This window comes from Paenibacillus harenae DSM 16969 (assembly GCF_000422465.1).
GTDB classification, from domain to species: Bacteria; Bacillota; Bacilli; order Paenibacillales; family Paenibacillaceae; genus Pristimantibacillus; species Pristimantibacillus harenae.
Genome location: NZ_KE383843.1, coordinates 173913 through 192354 on the forward strand (window position 1 = coordinate 173913; position 18442 = coordinate 192354).

Annotated in this window: 14 protein-coding genes and 5 pseudogenes; 7 read left to right on the forward strand and 12 right to left on the reverse strand. The window is 45.6% G+C overall.

Going from position 1 to position 18442, the window contains the following annotated elements:
• Nucleotides 1-429: 429 nt before the first annotated feature.
• From H581_RS38465 to H581_RS34740, 3 genes are all read left to right on the forward strand, one after another.
• Complete coding sequence (locus H581_RS38465; protein ID WP_169507529.1) at nt 430-915, forward strand: hypothetical protein; 486 nt, start codon at nt 430-432, stop codon at nt 913-915.
• A 7-nt stretch (nt 916-922) separates the two neighbouring features.
• Nucleotides 923-1459 (forward strand): helix-turn-helix domain-containing protein, encoded by a 537-nt coding sequence (locus H581_RS38470; protein WP_028611615.1) that lies wholly within the window; start codon nt 923-925, stop codon nt 1457-1459.
• Nucleotides 1460-1740: 281 nt separating this feature from the next.
• Nucleotides 1741-2016 carry an integrase core domain-containing protein gene (locus tag H581_RS34740; protein WP_425414639.1) on the forward strand — a complete coding sequence of 92 codons (276 nt, stop codon included), beginning with the start codon at nt 1741-1743 and terminating at the stop codon, nt 2014-2016.
• 95 nt (nt 2017-2111) lie between these two features.
• Here the strand turns inward: H581_RS34740 and H581_RS37310 are convergent.
• Nucleotides 2112-2285, reverse strand: a pseudogene (locus H581_RS37310) (sigma factor-like helix-turn-helix DNA-binding protein); the annotation flags it as partial.
• 370 nt (nt 2286-2655) lie between these two features.
• On the opposite strand from H581_RS37310, the gene H581_RS0120290 reads away from it, so the two are divergent.
• On the forward strand, nt 2656-2898 hold the full coding sequence (locus H581_RS0120290; protein WP_036719495.1) for a helix-turn-helix transcriptional regulator: 243 nt from the start codon (nt 2656-2658) through the stop codon (nt 2896-2898).
• 110 nt (nt 2899-3008) lie between these two features.
• Here the strand turns inward: H581_RS0120290 and H581_RS36605 are convergent, their stop codons facing one another.
• The 7 genes and pseudogenes from H581_RS36605 to H581_RS37320 form a co-directional block, all read right to left on the reverse strand.
• Nucleotides 3009-7754 carry a glycosyl hydrolase 53 family protein gene (locus tag H581_RS36605; protein ID WP_051251125.1) on the reverse strand — a complete coding sequence of 1582 codons (4746 nt, stop codon included), beginning with the start codon at nt 7752-7754 and terminating at the stop codon, nt 3009-3011.
• 139 nt (nt 7755-7893) lie between these two features.
• Nucleotides 7894-8136, reverse strand: a pseudogene (locus tag H581_RS39010) (glycosyl hydrolase 53 family protein); the annotation flags it as partial.
• Nucleotides 8112-8273, reverse strand: a complete 162-nt coding sequence (locus tag H581_RS39705) for a glycosyl hydrolase 53 family protein (RefSeq protein ID WP_084134684.1) — start codon at nt 8271-8273, stop codon at nt 8112-8114. The pseudogene H581_RS39010 and the gene H581_RS39705, both read right to left, overlap by 25 nt.
• Nucleotides 8274-8491: 218 nt before the next feature.
• Nucleotides 8492-10054, reverse strand: coding sequence for an ABC transporter substrate-binding protein (locus H581_RS0120310; RefSeq protein ID WP_028611618.1), 1563 nt, complete (start codon nt 10052-10054; stop codon nt 8492-8494).
• A gap of 54 nt (nt 10055-10108) precedes the next feature.
• Nucleotides 10109-11044: a carbohydrate ABC transporter permease gene (locus H581_RS0120315; RefSeq protein WP_425414625.1), complete on the reverse strand. Its 936-nt coding sequence runs from the start codon at nt 11042-11044 to the stop codon at nt 10109-10111.
• Nucleotides 11045-11059: 15 nt separating this feature from the next.
• Entirely contained in the window at nt 11060-11980 is a 921-nt protein-coding gene (locus tag H581_RS0120320) for an ABC transporter permease (protein WP_028611620.1), read from the reverse strand.
• Nucleotides 11981-12172: 192 nt separating this feature from the next.
• A complete protein-coding gene (locus H581_RS37320) occupies nt 12173-12379 on the reverse strand; it encodes a GMC oxidoreductase (RefSeq protein WP_425414626.1) in 207 nt (68 codons plus the stop codon).
• A 441-nt stretch (nt 12380-12820) separates the two neighbouring features.
• Between H581_RS37320 and H581_RS38015 the strand changes: the two are divergent.
• A pseudogene (locus H581_RS38015) lies at nt 12821-12988 on the forward strand (IS1595 family transposase); the annotation flags it as partial.
• A gap of 389 nt (nt 12989-13377) precedes the next feature.
• Here H581_RS38015 and H581_RS0120335 read toward each other — a convergent pair.
• From H581_RS0120335 to trxB, 4 genes and pseudogenes are all read right to left on the reverse strand, one after another.
• The gene (locus tag H581_RS0120335; RefSeq protein WP_028611621.1) at nt 13378-14343 is read right to left on the reverse strand and encodes an alpha/beta hydrolase; all 966 of its coding nucleotides are present in this window, start codon (nt 14341-14343) and stop codon (nt 13378-13380) included.
• 6 nt (nt 14344-14349) lie between these two features.
• Nucleotides 14350-14571 (reverse strand): annotated as a pseudogene (locus H581_RS39350) (stalk domain-containing protein); the annotation flags it as partial.
• Nucleotides 14572-14656: 85 nt separating this feature from the next.
• On the reverse strand, nt 14657-15178 hold the full coding sequence (gene tpx / locus H581_RS0120340; protein WP_028611622.1) for a thiol peroxidase: 522 nt from the start codon (nt 15176-15178) through the stop codon (nt 14657-14659).
• Between the two features lie 36 nt (nt 15179-15214).
• The gene (gene trxB, locus H581_RS0120345) at nt 15215-16144 is read right to left on the reverse strand and encodes a thioredoxin-disulfide reductase (protein WP_028611623.1); all 930 of its coding nucleotides are present in this window, start codon (nt 16142-16144) and stop codon (nt 15215-15217) included.
• Between the two features lie 298 nt (nt 16145-16442).
• Here trxB and H581_RS0120350 point away from each other — a divergent pair, with 298 nt between their 5' ends.
• Nucleotides 16443-16808, forward strand: a complete 366-nt coding sequence (locus H581_RS0120350) for a MarR family winged helix-turn-helix transcriptional regulator (RefSeq protein WP_342663428.1) — start codon at nt 16443-16445, stop codon at nt 16806-16808.
• 738 nt (nt 16809-17546) lie between these two features.
• Nucleotides 17547-18419 (forward strand): annotated as a pseudogene (locus tag H581_RS37325) (IS1595 family transposase); the annotation flags it as partial.
• Nucleotides 18420-18442: the final 23 nt, after the last annotated feature.

Consider the following 18442-nt stretch of genomic DNA (forward strand, 5'->3'; position numbering starts at 1 on the left):
CCATCCGCATTTTCTTTCTAATCTTTTCAATTACATCATTTATCCACGTTTCGTTTTGATTGGTTTATCAATTCCGAACCTGCTTTCTATTAGATATCTCTAAAATTCATGTCTATTATATTTCACTATATAGTTGATTGAAATGTAGGTTTCTTTAGAAGAGAGTGCTCTTTTTAAAGAACTTTTGGCAAATTATTAATAAACTTTCAGGTCGGTTCTTTTATAGCACCGTTAATTAAACGTATTAAGCAAGCGAGGCAGGTCATGGTTACGTCATTTCCTTTATCTAAGCTACTTGTTGAAATACTTTGACTAGATCGTATGTCGCACTGTTTTTAGCCATTCATCAGGAATACTTCAGGATGAAATCCTGAGAATTCATGAGTCTGCGTGAGGAAATTGAGTTATTTCGAGGGAGCTTAATAACTCGTGTACTTTGGAGCACTCGGCATTCGGCCAGAACGAATGGAATTGACAGCGGATTACATCTATGGTTTGACGGCCGGTTTGCTGACGGAGTCCAATACGTCAGGCTTTGCCGCCGTGAAGGACGAGACTCATATCATCGTCCACCTGTACGTCACATCCGGCAATCTGGACGACTTGCGGGATGCCTCTGATCGATTCGCCTCGAATTTATTGGACATCCTGCCCGACAAGAACGCGGTATTCGTCGCGTCAGGCAAGCTCGTCACAGGGTTGGCCGGTGCGGAGGAGTCCTACCGCACTGCCGTCATTGCCTTGCAGCATATGTTCTTTAACGGTTATTCCGTATACGGGTATAACGAAAACCAGACACCCGCGTACTCCTTCAATACCCATAGCGACCATGTTCGGGGAGCATCTGTCCAAGCAAGAAATCGGGCAATCGCTTCGGCTCATCTCCAGCCTCACCTTCGATATCAAGCAGCATAAGAACACTATGGTCAACAGTGTGAAAGAAATCTATTTCCAACTCCTGATTGCACTGGTTCGGGCGTCGGGGGATCGGGGCATCCGTTTGTTCGACAATGCCGATAGTTCGGGCTTCTTATGGAACATGGTGAACGAATTCGACACCTTGAGCGAGCTGAGAGATTTCCTCGTCATGAAGGTGGAACGCTACGCGTCGCTGCTTACGGAACAATCCCCTTATAGCGGCATTGTTAACGGCATCCTTCAATTCGTGCATGATCATTACGCGGACGTACATCTGTCCATCGGTCAAATCAGCGCCCACATGCTGCTTACGACTTCATATCTTTGCAACCGCTTCAAGCAGGAAACGGGTCAAACGATCAACCATTATATTACGGCTTACCGGATTGATAAAACCAAGGAGCTTCTGTGCGATCCCTCGCGCAAAGTGGCCGATGTATCGCTGAGCGTAGGATATAACAACGGAGATTACTTCGCGAAGTGCTTCCGCAAGATTACCGGAAGCAATCCATCCGAATACAGGGAGGGACTCGGAGGATGAGGTTTAAGACGGCCTAGAATTTCCGATTTTTCTCCGATCTCAAGCTTAGACATAAACTGATCCTTTCCTTCCTCATGCTAATCGTGCTTCCGCTCGGCGTCTATTTCTATCTGTCTTCAGAGCAGATCTACAAACAATTTTTGAACAGAACATCATTTTCGGTCACGCGAAATTTTTGGGTACTTTTATCTTACCGTACACACCGGATAAGACCAGGTGATGAGATGCCCACTATTCGCACGGATAACGGCCCTCAATTCGTCAGCAAACTATTTGGAGACATGTGCGAGAGCCTAGATATTACCCACGAACGCATACCTCCAAGAACACTTAATAAGAATGCTTATATTGAGTCCTTCCACAGTCTGTTGGAGCGCGATCTGTTCAGGAAGAGGGACTTTAAGACGTTTGAGGAAGCCTATGAATCGCTCGAACAGTACATGGATTTCTACAATAACCGAAAAATGCATGGCAGCTTAAAATTGAAACCTCCTGCCGTATTTTCAGCATGGGTCAAGACGCTAGAGGATTCTTCGGCATTCCATAAAGCGATGTAATTGCTCGAAAAAACGAGCAGTTCTACGTCTGCAGTATTTTTGGTGGGCAGGACTCCTGATTAAGGGAGCCTACCTGCGATAATAATCACATAGAATCAACGCTTCGCCTTATAAAACTCATGATACAGCTTCATGAGCGCCCTTTTCTCTATCCTTGAAACATAACTCCGCGAAATCCCGAGCTCCTTCGCAATTTCCCTTGGAGTCCGCTCATCTCCGCCGTGCTCCAGCCCGAAGCGACCGATTACAACTTCCTTCTCGCGGTCATTTTATGCTTTAGTCACATGAAAATAAACCTGCTTTGCCATAGTCTCAGCATCTCATTTGACCTGTCCTTGAACTCGGTTATCCTAGTACGTGTTTATCCGATTAAAAGTGATGCCGTTATAAACAGTTGCTCATGCAAAACGTAATAACAATTACAAAAATAAGGCTTTCCTTCCTCTATCTGTGCTATTTAATCACCGGCTTGAGAGGAAATATGCAGCTCTCTGTACTTAGCCGGTGTAATCCCCTCTTTCTTACGGTAGGTGGCGACGAAGTGACTAACATCATTGAAGCCTGCCAGTACAGACCCATCAGTTGATCACTTCGAAAGTCCGGACGATTATTCAGGAGCATCTTACGGAAGGTATCTCCATGAAGACTGTTACCGACTACATCGGTTTGCACCCCGTGAATCTGTCCAAAGTTTATAAAATTGTGACAAGCGAGACGTTCGATGATTATTTGTTTTGGATCCGGTTGGAACGCGCCACTGCAATTACGGACTTTAAGATAATCGAGATCAGCAGTCAGTTAGGCATTCTGACTCCGCCGCATTTCATTAAAATCTTCAAGAAGCATTATGGCTGCACGTCCAAGGAATTCCGTAATAAATGAATGAATAACCCTTTCCTTACCGGAAAGGGTTATTCGCAATTTATCTATTGAACGGTTTGTTGACAGTGGGCTATACCCAGCCTGGTGTGCTGGATGAATTTTACATATCGTTATTTAATACAATTGTATACTATCTGTGCAACTTGTGCTCGGGTAGCAGTGGCCTTGGGATCCAGTTCATTTCCATTTCCATCGATCATTCCCGCTTCCACTAATAACTTCATCGCATCTTTTGCATAGCCTGCTACAGCAGCTGTGTCAACAAATCTTTCATAGCTCTTACCATTTTTACCGGATGGAAGCTCATCCAGCTGCTTCAGAATGTTGAAAAGAATAACAGACATATCTTGTCGGCTTATGGTTGCTTCCGGCATAAATTTATTGCCGCCCACACCAGAAACCAACCCTAATTTTCGCGCAGTGCCCAGGTACTCGGTATAGTACTTATTCCCTGCATCCGAGAAATTATCGTTTATTGCAGCATCTGTCTCGATCCCATAAGCATCCATGACCATCATCAGAAAGTCAGCCCGCGTCACATTTTTCTCAGGTGCAAATGTACTGCCGCCAACGCCATTCGCAATTTCTCTTGCCGCCAAATAGCCAACGGCATCGCTATACCAGTTTTTCGAGGTAACATCATTGAATTTCACTTCGTTATATCCCACGGCATAATTTGAGAAATGGGTTGTCTGAAAGTTAACCTTTCCTGTTGCTGCATCATAACCTCCCCTAACCGGTTTGAGGTTTCCTGATTTGTCAATGTAGTATACAACAATGGCATTCTTCTTTTCACTCGTCATTGGAGTATAAGGCACGCTAATCTTTACCGTTCCTCCGTTGAATTCTGTAATTTCAGCATTACCTGCCTTTACAGAGAAATCAAACACCGATCTGTCTCCTATTTTGTTCTGAACATTTTCTGGCAAGTCGGATTTAGCAAGCTTCTTGATGCTTATCATGTTATCCGCTGCTGCACTCCCAATGGCAGCTACTGCTTTTGGATCAAAGGTGATCGCAGCAATGCCTGCATCCACTCTTAGATCAGCTTTAGTCGTGTCTACTAACGGTTTGAGACCTTCCTTCGGAATTACTATATTAACCGACTTTTCATCTGCTGCAGTATCAATCTTGATATCGATCACTACTTTTTGTCCGGCGGCTTCAGATTCTTTGGCCTTTTGGACCAGGTCGGTGATCACGCTTGATTCAAGCTTGGCAGTGGTTACATCTGTTGCCATATCCGTTGTTGTCTTGATCATAACGCTATAGAACGTAGTGTTGCCAGTGATAAGAGTATTAATTTCCCCGGTACCGCTACCAGAAGCATTATTGCCGTTATCTCCGCTAGCTGGGGGATCTTGCGTCCCTGGGGCGTCACTGGTTTTAACCAGAACAAAATCGTCAATGTTTCCCCATTGCCCACCGGAAAGTTTATAATGGGCACCTACGGTTAGCGTTCCATCCGTAACTTCAATATTATCTAGTGTTGGCTTGCTCCATTCTCTCCAGCCTGTATTGGTAAAGCTTTGAGTTGTACTGCCGGCAAAAATCTCCGAAACTTCTTCGCCGCCTCCACCGGAGACCCAAGCCGATAATGTATATTTTCCATTCTCCAGCCCCGTGATGGTTTGAGAAGCAGTGAATTCCGCAGGATTCGCACTCCAATAGTGTAATGCCAATGTGCCGGAGTGCACGTCAATATCTGTACTAACCGCGCTTGTATCCCCTGTAATGGTCCACGAATCCAAACCTTTCTCAAAACCAGAGTTCTGAATCAAACTGGAACTAGGCACTACGATAACTTCAGAAGAGTCTGTATAGCCGCCATCATATGTCACTACTGATATGGTTGCAGTTCCAACTGAAAGTCCAGAAATAATGCCACTATAAGGATCTACTTTTACAACTTCCGGATTAGAACTTGTAAATGTAACTCCTTTATAGGTTGCATTAGTAGGATTGATGTTAGCCGTTAACTTACCAGCAGCACCTACTTCAATTGTATTTGTATGCTTATCGAGTGCTATAGATTGCACAGGATGCCGGTTTATTTCGACAGCACCGTCAATAAATGCATCTAATGCTAATGAGGGTGTACCGTCCGGGTCCCATGCCGAATTAGGGTACCCAAAATAAATCCCCTCAGGTGCCCAATAAAATACACCCGTTCCCAAATCGTTCGGTACTGCATGTAATTTATTTTGCACAGCTACAAGCATGTTGTGAACGCTATCAGCATCCTTGGCAACGTCCCCCCCGACTTCAACTATCATTACTTCCTTCCTATATTTTTCTGCCAGTTTATTCATGTTTTCGCTTAATTCATTAATTGAGGATGTAAAGACTGAATCCGGATAATAAGATAAGCCAATGATATCATAATCGCTATCTTGGAGACCGGCAGCTACGAGACCAGCATAAAACGAATCAACGCCAGCCTCAGCTCCACTTGATCTATGGATGATAACCTTGATGTCTGGAAAAACCGCTTTGGCTGCGCTCGATCCGGCTTGAATCAGTTGAACGAGGTTAGACGTATTGCTATATGCCCCCAACGGATGCATCATTCCATTATTAATTTCATTACCGATTTGTACCCATTCTGGTGTTACGCCTGCTTCTTTTAGAGCATTCATCACCTCAGAAGTATATTCCGATACATGTACTTTTAACTGATCTAAATTATCATTGGCCCATGCTGCAGGTGTTATCTGTTTTCCCGGGTCAGCCCAAGAATCACTGTAGTGTAGATCAATCATAACCCTAAACCCGAGAGCGCTTACACGAGATGATAAAGCAACTACTTCTTCTGTACTGCTATGGCCATTGGAAGGATCATCAGAAGGATCAACCCAAGCCCGTATTCTTATGCAATCAATTCCGTGATCCTTTAAAATCTGGAGAAGATCTTGCTCTTCCAAATTATCATTATAAAATTTATACCCTAAAGCCTCCAATTGTGGAAGCCAGCTAATATCCGCGCCTTTGGCAAATGAGCCAGGAACAGATGAAGGTTCTTCCTTTACGAGCTCAATATCATCAAAGTAGCCCCAAGTTCCCGCAGGCGCCTCGACGTCAAAGCCGATTTTGGCTTGGCCGTTCGTAACGACAATATTCGGCACGGTATACTGCTTCCACACATTGTAGCCTGTATTGACGACATCGGTGCTTAGCGTCGTCCCGCCCGCCGTTCCCCCGAACAGCTTCAGCTTCGTTTCGCCGCCGCCGCCCGAAGACCAGGCTTTAAGCGTGTAGGTTCCGTTCTCTAAGCCGGTCACGGTTTGTGTTAATTGATAAGTGTAATTCGAACCATTCCAATAATTGAAGGCATACGTGCCGGAATGGGCATTGCCCGCGTTTTCCGCAATTTTCCCGGAGTTCTCCGTTCCCGTTAAGGACCAGTGGGTCAGGTTGCCGCTTTCGAAGCCTTCGTTCTGAACTAGGTTAGGATTAGCCAACACCGTTATTTCAATCGATGCTTTCTGATTTAATCCGGTAACTGTACCTTCCAACGTGAATTTGCCCGGTTTATTAAGCTTGCCTTCGGCAATGGCATCCCAAGTTACAGCTGTATTCGAAATGGAGCCCTCGTTGTACAGCACGCCTGCTGTAGCTGGCAGCGAAGGCATCGCGCCCTTCGCAATGGTTATGGCCGGTGAAGCATAAACCATAACCGGAAGCTTTGCTGCATTGGAGTCTGGCGTAAACTTGAACGCGTTAAGAGAACTTAGTGCATTGCCGTCAAAATCGAACATCGCTTGATTTTCCCAGCCGTTTCCTTCGCCGGTTTTCCAGCCTACCCCCGCCAGCCATGCAGGCTCCCAATAGAAGATGCCAAGGCCTTTGTTGTCTTGCACATGGGCAACCGTATTCATGACGAGCTCCGTAACCAGCTGTTGATTTTCAGGCGTAGCTTCAAATCCCGCAATCCTCACCTGATCCGCACCGGCAATATTTCCGGGTCCGTCTACATCCTCTAGTGTGTGCGGGTAAGCCGTTTCGGCAACAACGACCTGTTTGCCGTAACGGGCAGCCATATCATCCATATTCGTCTTCAACTGCTGGAACGTACCGTGCCAATAAGGATAATAGGACATGCCAATGACATCATAGTCCACTTCATGCACTTCAACTTGATCGAAGAAATTGCGGAATTTATGGTTGTCGCCTCCCTCCGCCAAGTGAATCATAATTTTCGTTGTTTGGCCGTCCGGAGTCGTCTCACGGACCGCGCTCACACCTTCTTTCAACAGCTCAGCCAATTTCGCAAATTGGCTGGTCGAGCCGTCAGGAAGCATCATGCCGTTATTGATTTCATTACCGATCTGTACCATGTCCGGATAAGCATTAACCGCTTTCAAACCGTTCATGACTTCAGCTGTATAATCGTATACGGCCTGCTTCAATTCAGGAAACGTTAAGTTTTTCCAGGCTTCCGGCTTCGCCTGTTGGCCGGGATCGGCCCAGAAATCGGAGTAATGAAAATCGACAAGCAGCTTCATGTCGGCCGCCTTCACCCGCTGAGCCATCGTTATCAAATGATCAGCGTCGTTAAAACCATCCGAATGCATCGGATTATTCCACACGCGTAAACGGACGTAGTTGACGCCGTGTTCTTTGAGAATGGCTAGCAGCTCCTTCTCTTGCCTTTGGCCATTTACCAGGTCATAATATTTAATTCCCTTCGCTTCAATCGCCTGAAGCGTCGAAATGTCTACCCCTTTGATGAAGGTGTCCGGATCGGACGGCGCCGCCGCGTAAGCCTGCTCTCTCGGCTCAGAAACCACAAGTGTTGTAAGCGTTAACAAAATTGCCAGTAAAGCGCTTAATCCTTTTTGAACCCATGCTCTCATCACATTAATTCCTCCTTAGAAGATTATGTATACCATTTTAATAGGGGGCCGCACGCCCGCGCAGCTCCCAGCGCGAGGTGTTTCGCTGCATGACGGCGGTCGGTCAAAGCTCGCAGTGTATCTGGCTGCGGCTTACCGTCTAATTCAAATCTCTGTCGATATGGACGATAATCTGAATGGACGAATCCACCAATTTAGTGGCCGCGTCACCTGATATTACCGTTGTCGTAAACTTCTCCCACTGCTCCTCCGTATCGAATTCTCCGGTCACCTTTCCATCGTTCCAAAGCATGCCCAGATTAATTTCGCTGCCGATCTGCACCATGACTGGAAGCGTGTCCTGCTCCTTCAAATTCGTCAATACAAAGTACGTATAGTTAAAAACCTTATCATTACTAGATCATGCAGCTCCCTTGCCTTCGACCTCCACTGATCCGCGGGATCCGTCCACATGTCCGAGTAATGGAAATCAAGCAAAAAATGCATATTCAGCGCTTTGATTCGCTTCGCCATTAGCATTGTCCGCTCCCATCAGGATCGTGCAGTTACGCAACCGGATCGCGTTGATTCTTCATCTTTTTCAGCGTATTAGCCGATTGCACATTTCCCTTACTGTCCCGATCATCTCGATTTCATCCAAAAACGACACATCTATGCCCTTTAATAAATTTCCTGGTCACTTCCCATGGGCTCCTTAAAAAAAGGAGGAGTCTTCAGCCACCTCCTCTTCCCCTTATTTACTTGCTCGCAAGAAAAGCTTCGATTTGCGACTGAAGCTCAGTTTGAAGCTTATCGATGCCAGCCGCTTTCAGCTGCTTGATCAGATCCGCTTGACCTTTATCAAGATCCTTAATTAAACCGTATTCGAGAGGAATGGCATAACGAATCATGACATTGCCGACGTTGGCAACTTCGTTTTTCACTTTCGTATCGTCGAATACGAATGTTTCCAGATCGAAGTTGTAAACCTTCTGCTGCCATGCAGCTTCGATAGCATCCCCTTCAGCAGGGTAAGAAGCATCCTTTCGGTTCAGAGGTGAGTTAGCGCCCCAGTTAGAGAAGCCCATAAAGTTAGCCGTACCTGTAGTCGCGTTGAATTTGTCGTCGCCTACCGCTTCATAGTGTGTACCTGCAATGCCGTACATGAACAGATCATGAATTTCTTTATCGTTTTGCAGCAAATCGATAACCATCAGTGCGCGTTCCGCTTTTTTTGACGTTGCGTGAATCGCAAAGCCGTTTTGCGTTGAGATCGCGGCAATTTTCTTTTTGTCAGGCGTAAGATCCGCAATCGCAAGCTCTACCTCAGGCTTCTCTCTGCGCATCTCGGCCAGGTTCGAGGATAGCGTACCCAGGTTGTGAGCGTAGGATGCCGTTTTGCCGGCTTTCATATCCTGCCATATGTCATTCTTATTGTTAACTATATTTTTCGACCAAACATTGTTATCAGCCAGATCTTTGTAGTATTTCAGAAGCTCTTTAAACTCCGGCGTATCGTATACGTTGAATACTTTGCCTGTTACATCATCCAGTTTATATGCAAACGGGAAGTTTGCGTCAACAAGATTCCACTCATTATTCTGTTCAAGTAGAATTTGATCCAACTCATGCCATTTCCATCCGTCACCGGGTTTAGCGTTGTAAGCGTTAATGCTTTTTTCGTTAGCAGCGATCGTTATTACGTACTTTGCAAACGATTCAGGGCTGTTGACAGGGTCAAGATTGTATTTCTTGCGTAGGTCTTCGCGGATTATAACCGCTTTGTCTATCACCTCAGGCTTATTATTCGGAACCATGTACTGCTTGCCGTTCACCTTCGATTGCTCCCAAGCAACTGACGGCATCGTTTTCCACGTAAGCGGCATATTTTTCTGAAGCAACTCGTCGGTCAGCTCAAGGAAGCCGCCTTTAAGCGCTTGGTCGTTATAGAACGCCCAGTTTGCCGTATAAGCGATATCGAAGTCCTCGTTGGCAGCGAATTTTAATGGGTATTTTTGAATCCAATCAGACCAATCTAAAAATTCTGGTTGAACTGTTGCATTGATTTTCGTTTTCAACTTTTTGTTCAGCTCTCCAAATACCGTATCAGAGTCAATCGGCTTTCCGCCAAGGAGAAGCATCTTAATGACAAGCTCCTCTGATGTTCCGCCATTAGTTGTCGGTTCCGTTGTTCCTTCAGTTGGTGCGTTGCTTGCTTTGGTATTATTGCCCGCGTTGTTGTTGCCGCCGCAAGCGCTTAATACCGTTGCCAATACGAACACCAAGGCGAATAATAGCATGAATATTTTTTTGTTCTGCATGTCCGGTAATTCCCCCTTAATATAATTTTTTATGATAACCAGGTTGCCCTGAGGTCATCCTTTCACAGCGCCAATCGTTAAGCCTTGCACGAAATACCGTTGTATGAACGGGTATGCGAGCAGAATCGGACCGGTAGCGACAATCGTCATCGCCATCTTCAAGCTTTCGGTCGGGATATTCATCGAAACGACCGCTCCGGAACTTACCATCGCCTTGCGCATGCCATCCATATTGCCAAGCATTTTGTACAAATAGTATTGAAGCGGCATCAAGTTTTCGCTGCTGATAAACAACAGCGCGTGATACCAATCGTTCCAGTAACCTAGGGCGATGAACAAGCCGATCGTAGCTAATGCTGGCTTGGACAAAGGCAGCATTAGCTGGATAAAAATCCGGAAATCGCCCGCACCATCGATCTTTGCTGATTCCGTAATGGCTTCAGGAATACTGCTCATGAATGATTTCATGACGATAATATAGAACACGTTCAGCAGCATCGGGATAATGAGCACGATCAGCTTGTCCTTTAGATCAAGATAGTTAACAATCATCAAATACCAAGGCACGAGCCCCCCGCTGAACAGCGTCGTAAAGAAGAAGAAAAACGAAAACTTGTTGCGCCATATAAAATCCTTGCGCTGTAGCACGTAGGCCGTCATCGCCGTTAAGAATAGTCCGGCGAGCGTTCCGAGCGCCGTTACCGCGACCGTTACTCCGTACGCCTTCAGCATCTGCGCAGGATATTTAAACAAAATCACGTAAGCCTCTACCGAGAAAGCGGTTGGAAACAGCTGAAAGCCTTTTTCCACGATTGTGGATTCCTCTGTAAGCGAGGAGGAAATAATTAATAGAAAAGGTACGATGCACATAATCGCAAGGAGTGAGATAAACACATAGCCGAGTAACGTAAGCAGTAGGCGGTCCATTTGCTTTTTATCCGCGCCTTTCGGCGCATTGTCTGATTTTTCAGTTGTCATAACTGCACTCATGGTCATCCCTCCGTTTTAGAACAAAGCACGATCTTTGTCATATTTACGTACCGCGTAGTTTGCCAACAAGATCGTCGCAAAACCAAGAACGGATTGAAAAAAGCCCGCGGCGGCCGATAGTCCGATTTCATTCGACGTCGTCAATGACCGGAATACGAAGGTGTCAATGACGTCAGTCGACGAGAACAGCAGTCCGTTATTGCCAACCATGTTGTAGAACATGCCGAAGTCGCCTCTAAAGATGTTGCCGACAGCAAGCAGTACCAGAATAATAATCGTTGGATACAGGTTTGGAATCGTAATATGGAAAATCCTTTGGAAAACGTTCGCACCGTCGATCTCGGCCGCCTCGTACATTTCCGTATCAATGCCCGTGATCGCCGCTAGGTACATAACCGAGCCGTAGCCGAGCGCCTTCCAGGCAGATACCAATACGAGAATGAAAGGCCAGTAGGAAGGCGTATTGTAGATGTCAATCCGCTCAAGGCCAATCGCTGCGAGGATGGAGTTCAACGTTCCTACATCGTAGTTGAACAGGTTATAGGCGATAGCACCTACGACCACCCATGAAATGAAGTATGGCAGAAACATAACGGTTTGAGATAACTTGCGGAACCATTTGCCCACCGCTTCGAATAAAAGAATCGCCGCGGCGATTTGCAGCACGTTATTCACGATAATAAACGCAATATTGTAAAGAGCGGTATTTCTCGTTACAATCCATGCATTGCCCGATTCGAAAAAAAACCGGAAATTGTCCAGCCCGTTCCAAGGGCTTCCCAATATGCCGCCGCCGTAATTAAACTGTTTAAAAGCAAGCACGATACCGGCCATTGGCACGTAGGCGAACAATATAAAAAACAGGACTGCTGGTGTCAGCATGAGCAGTAGCGTTTTGTTTTTACGTACGTTCCCCCAAAATCCGTGTCGGTTCATTTGTACTCTCCTCCCGTAACTCTTTTCTTTGTATGTACTCATTATATAAAGAACACGAGAGCGAGATAATGAAGGCAAACAATTAAATGTAATACATAATCAACGATTTGAAACAAAGAGGTTTATAACCTTAGGTCAAATCGCAAAAAGCCCGCTATCGGTTGCGATACGGGCTTACGTTTTTCATTCCGGTTATATTTTATGTTTGCCGATGGTCATATCGGTATTCGTTCGGCCGGTAATATAATCGGACATACGAATGGCCAGAGCAACGGTCGAAAGCGTGGAGTTAACCGCCCCCATCGAAGGTAGGACGCTGTTGTCCGCGACAAACAAACCATTTACGCCATGTACTTGTCCGTGGAAATCAGTTACGGACGTACGACGCCCATTCGACACGTGCCCGATTCATGATTATCCGCACCGGGCAAAAACAGACATATGTCCGATCCATCAACGGCTGATTTCAATTCAAGCCCGATAATCGAGGCCAGCGCGACATCACGTCTTGTGGATCGCATGGAAGCGCCCGGTGTCGGAGATAAGCCCATTTCTTAGGCTCAACAGGAATGTTTAGAATTCCTGTAAAACGAAAAGGGAGTCATTTTTAATCACGGTGTTTAGTTTTCATCACGTCGAATCAGTTCCATGACCCCAAGGGAGTGAGAGGTTAACATCAATATACCCTCATCGTTTTTTTAACATATTAAATTCACCTATTCTGTTGAATTATATATCGTCGCTTAATGGAAGGCTATGTTAACCTTCATTGTTGATATTTGAAGTTAACGAACATTTGTTCTATAATAAGGGTAATCATTTGCTCGGAGCTGATACCCTATGGATTTGAAAGAACTAATCAGACTCGCTAAGAGCTTGGACAATCGGGACAAGCAGCAGCTTATTCGCTTCTTACAGTCGGAAACCAAAGGTGCGGCAGCTCCTACCCGAGTGATTGATGAAAATCAAGAGCAAAAGCATAAAGACGGGCTGGTTTGCCCGCATTGCTGGTGAGCAAAAATAAAGTTCTTTAATGAGGGGCCAGTAAAATCAAGGATTTCTTGAGTGATAATGATCGACGGCAATAAAATTAAAGTTGTTTAATGGGATCGAATAGTCCCAGCTATAGATCAGAAATTGTGAAAATAAACTTGTTTAATGAATTTGATACAGGATCATTGCCGAATTAGTAAAGAATATCATGGGAAAATAAAAGTATTTTCTCTGAACAAAGAAACAAAATAAAAAAGTGCTTATCCTTGACGCTGCAAAGGTAAGCACTTATTTCTATATCGAATTCAAGCTAAGCTTTTTATTAGATTAGGCCCTACCTAACCTTCCTTTTCCGGTGATCCAACACTTTACTCTAATCTACAACACCGATTAAGTGGATCCGTTTATTGCGCCAGCCAAGAGTTGGCCAGTAGCATGGCCCCGCGTGCGGCATTCGTATCTTTCAATGCATTCAGCATAACAAAGTCATGGATCATTCCCTGAAAACGTACAGCTGTTACGGTTACACCAGCCTCACGAAGCTTGTTTGCATAGGCTTCCCCTTCGTCACGTAATACATCTGCTTCAGCTGTGATGATTAACGCCTCGGGAAGCCCTTTCAACTGTTCAGTAGTTGCGCGAAGGGGAGAAGCTGTAATTTCCGCTCTTTGCTTTGGATCGGTTGTATATTGATCCCAGAACCATTCCATAGCGTCACGGCGAAGGAAATAATTCTCAGAAAACTGCTTGTAAGAAGGAGTATCAAATGAAGCATCCGTTACTGGATAGAAAAGCAATTGTTTACTGATTTCCGGCCCTTTTCGCTCTTTTGCCATCAGTGTGATGGCCGCAGACATATTCCCGCCAACGCTGTCCCCTGCTACAGAAAGCTTTTCCGGATTCATGCCGTACTGCTTTCCATTCTCAGCTACCCATTCCAACGCTGCGTATACTTCTTCAATCGCCACAGGGTACCTCGCTTCAGGAGAAAGACTGTAATTCGTAAATACGACAGCCGATTGGGAACCAACTGCAAGCTCGCGTATCAAACGGTCATGAGTATGCGCATTACCAAATACCCAGCCTGCTCCATGTGTATAAAGAATAACTGGGAGATCTTGAGGAGCGTTTTTGGGTTTTAGAATTCGAATCGATACTTTTCCGGAAGGCCCGCCGTTAATTGTCAGATCCTCGATATCAACGTCAGGTTTTTCCACTGAACCAGACTGAACTTCGTCTACTACTTGACGGCCCTTTTCCGGACCCAAGTCAAACAGATAGGGAGGCTTAGCTGTAGCATCAGCAAATTTCTTGGCTTCCGGCTCCAAAACTACTTTTTGTTGTTGTGATACATGTTCCTTGCCCGTGATATAGATTGTTTTCGCACCTCCATCCCATTTCACATCAGCACCCAGCATTTCAGCTAGGGCCCGAACTGATGCGTAGGAGCTTCCATTATTGATCTGAATATCCGCCATTGATTGCTTCCCGTTCACAAATAGCTTTATATCCGCTGCAGCGTATGCCCCGACTGTTGCAAGAGTAACCGTTGCAAGTGAAGTCCCTAAAACGAGTGCAAGTTTCTTTTTCATGTTCATACTCCTTTATATATTAATGTATAAAATACTCGTTGCGAAAGCACTTCCCCTGTTTACATGAGATGAGAAAAAGTAGTCCTTTGCTTTAACCCACCAAGTCCACCAACGCTTTCAGCGCGGTTTCATAATCCGGATGTTCCGTCATTTCCTTCAAATATTCCACGTACCGGACGGTATTGTCAGCATCAAGAATAAAGATGGCGCGCTGGTTTAGCTGCAATTCTTTAATCAACACGCCATACGCTTGACCGAAGGAACGATGCTTATAATCCGATAAGGCTATGACTTTATCGATTCCCGCAGTCGTGCAAAAACGGCTTTGAGCAAAGGGCAAGTCTACAGAGATCGTCAAGATGACAACATTTTCACCCAGATTCGCTGCCACTTCGTTAAACCGGCGTGTTTGCGCGTCGCAAACCCCGGTATCGAGGGAAGGAACGACAGATACTAATTTGATTTTGCCCTTATAATCGGCAAGACTTACTTCCGTCATCAAATCCCTATTAATCCGAAACTCTGGTGCCTTATCTCCTACCTTTAATTCCGGACCCACTAAGGTTATCGCCTGTCCTGCCAACGTTGCTGCTCCTATGCGCTCTTGTACCATGAATACCTCCATTTTGGTTAGTTTAAATATTGTAAGTTACAGCTGATATTCCAATAAAAAATGCTCGCAATCCAGAGCCGCCATGCAACCGCTGCCCGCCGATGTGATGGCCTGACGGTACGTATGGTCCTGCACGTCTCCGCAAGCGAACACTCCTTGAATGTTGGTTTTGGAAGTGCCGGGAACAACTTCGATATAACCCAGTGAATCGGTTTTGAGCTGTCCCTCCAGGAATCCAGTGTTCGGTTCATGGCCGATTGCCAGAAAGATCCCGTCTGTCTCCAGAACTTCCACCTCGCCGCTTGCGTTGCAGCGGACTTTCAGACCGGTGACTTTATCCTCATTCGACAGCACTTCGAGCGGCGTGTAACCGAGGCTCCACCCAATCTTTGCATTGCCTCGGGCCCGGTCTTGCATGATTTGCGAAGCCCTAAGCTCTTGTCTGCGATGAACGATGCGAACCTCGGACGCGAACCTTGTCAAAAATTGCGCTTCCTCCATCGCGGTATCGCCGCCGCCGACCACGATGATTTTCTTGTTTCGGAAGAAGAATCCGTCGCAAGTCGCGCAGGTGCTGACCCCTTTACCGATATTCTCCGACTCGCCGGGAATTCCGATTTTTTTCGCGGAAGCCCCGGTCGAAATAATAAGCGAGTCTGCCGTGAGTTCAGCTCCCCCTTCCATAAATAGCGTGAACGGTCGCTTCGACAAGTCAACGCGGGCTACATAACCGGATTGTATCCGGGCGCCGAATCGTTCGGCCTGCTTCCGCATGTTGTCCATTAGCTCCGATCCCGTGATTCCATCCGGAAATCCTGGAAAATTCTCTACTTCCGTTGTCGTCGTTAGCTGACCGCCCGGCTGCTCACCCTCGATGATGAGCGGAAACAGGTTAGCCCTTGCCAAATAGATGGCTGCCGTCAATCCGGCCGGCCCCGTGCCGATAATAATCGTTTGATAATGCATGATGAACACCCCTCTCCTCTTTCAAATCATTAATTTGTCAAAAATTTAATTTTGCACAAACTTTATGTCTGGATCATAACATCCCGGGAATTAATTTGTCAACAATTTAATTTTGCACAAAGTAATATTTCTTTTTGTTTGACAACTCTTGATAACAGGAGTATTTTTTGAAATAAGATTGTGCAAAATTTAATGATTGGAATAAGGAGAGGATTATCATATGGACCCAAAAAATCTCTTAAAGCTGGAGGAGCATATCTGTTTTTCCTTATATGCTTGTTCGAGGGCGATATTTCGGATGTATCGGCCATTACTCGACGAATTGGAGATAACGTACCCGCAATATCTTGTACTTTTGGTTCTATGGGATCGTCGGGAATGTTCGATTAAGGAGCTCAGCGAGACCCTGAGTTTGGATTCGGGTACCCTTACTCCTATGCTCAAAAGGATGGAATCTGCAAACCTTATTGTCCGTAAGCGTTCCGGTAGCGATGAGAGAGTTGTAAATATACAAATCACCGAATCGGGGATGGCGCTTGAGGAGAAGGCGGTCTGTATTCCGGAAGCCATGCTGGCCTCCAGCGGGATGACTGCAGAGGAAGTTATGCAGTTGAATCATGCCATTAAGAAATTAATGTCTCACGTTGAACGAATTCAACCGTAACACCGGTTTGGATTAATATTGCCCTTGCCGACTCATCTAGGATTTTATAATCCTCACGTTTCTACAGGTGGGGTTAATAAAGCACATTAAAGCGTTAGTTTTATTGCTTCCACATTCAAAGATAAGTAAAATGATCTGCTTATGATCACTGTACACGCATGAAGCCTTAGCGATCTACTTGAATATGTGTTATTTGAACATTGTGCGTTTGGGTTGAATAAACAAAAAAACTGCCTCCACTTAAGTGTTTAGGGAAGCAGTTTTTTTATTGTACGAGGAAATCAGAAAGCCTACTTCATCATATCCGCTTTCATCCGGATAGATGGCGAGCTGCGGTCCCCTCACCCTTTTCAAATGGTGCGAGAAACAGATAATTCTTCGCATAATAGAAGAAGCGGTCAAAATAAAACAAGGACAAGAATATAAGTAAAACTATGCCTGCAGCGATTGACCAATTCGCCGGCAGCCTGAGAGTTTTATGGCTGCAGTAAATCGAACGTAACGGAGAATTCCGAGTTATATTTATAGGACCACCGCCGTAGACCGAGTCTTCCCACTATTCTAATCGAAAACAGTCAGCTTACGACCACCACTCAATCGGGTATACACACGAGGTGGTTTCGCCATTAAAGAACTTTATTTTCACAGAGCCCCTATTTTTCGGTCCAGATTAAAGAACTTTATTTTCAGTTAAACAACTTCAATTAAAGAACTTTATTTTCTCTCACCAATTACCATAGCCATACCGTTGTTCGTTTCGGAAAGTACACAATTACAACACGCGCAGGTGTGGTCAAACGCCAACGTTATCGCTGCAAGTCTTGCCTCCAAACGTTCAATGACCTGACGAATACGCCTCTCCAGCGGACACGGCGACCTCATCTGTGGGTTCGCTTTATAGAACTGATGATTGAAGGATTTTCGCTGCGAAAATGCGCCGAACTGATGTATGAAGAGGTTTCATTCGTGACCCTCTTTTACTGGCGCCATAAGATTCTCGCTGCGCTTAAACTGGTTCCGACCGAAGCATTTCAAGGTATAGTCGAAATGGACGAGACCTATTTCCTATACTCGGAAAAGGGTAGGCGGAATATTACCGAACGCAAGCAGCGTAAGCGCGGCGGAAAAGCGAAGCACCGAGGCATCAGCAATGTCCAAATCTGCGTACTGATCGCCTGAGACCGTCAGAAGATGACCTTCTCAGGAGTTCTTGGGCGTGGGCGCATCCGTACTGCAAAACTGGATGAAGCAATCGGCTTTCACCTTTCGAACTCCAACGTGCTTTGCACGGATTCCTGGCGTGCGTTCAGTTCCTATGCCAATCAAAAGGGTTTGGCACATTACCGTTTCAAGTCCGATGGGAAACAGCGCGTCAAAGGTGTTTATCATATCCAGAACGTCAATAGCTACCATAGCCGTCTGAAGAAATGGATGGACCGCTTCAACGGAGTAGCAACCAAGTATTTGGAGCATTACCTGACGTGGTTCCGCTATCTCGACTGCAAGGAATATGAGAACACAGCGTCGAATAAGAAAAACATGTTGGTCTCCTCATGCCTGTTTTCTGTGAAGGATACGAACGCCAGACTTCGACGGATGGCTTACTTTTGAGCTAACGGGAGGATAATTCCAAA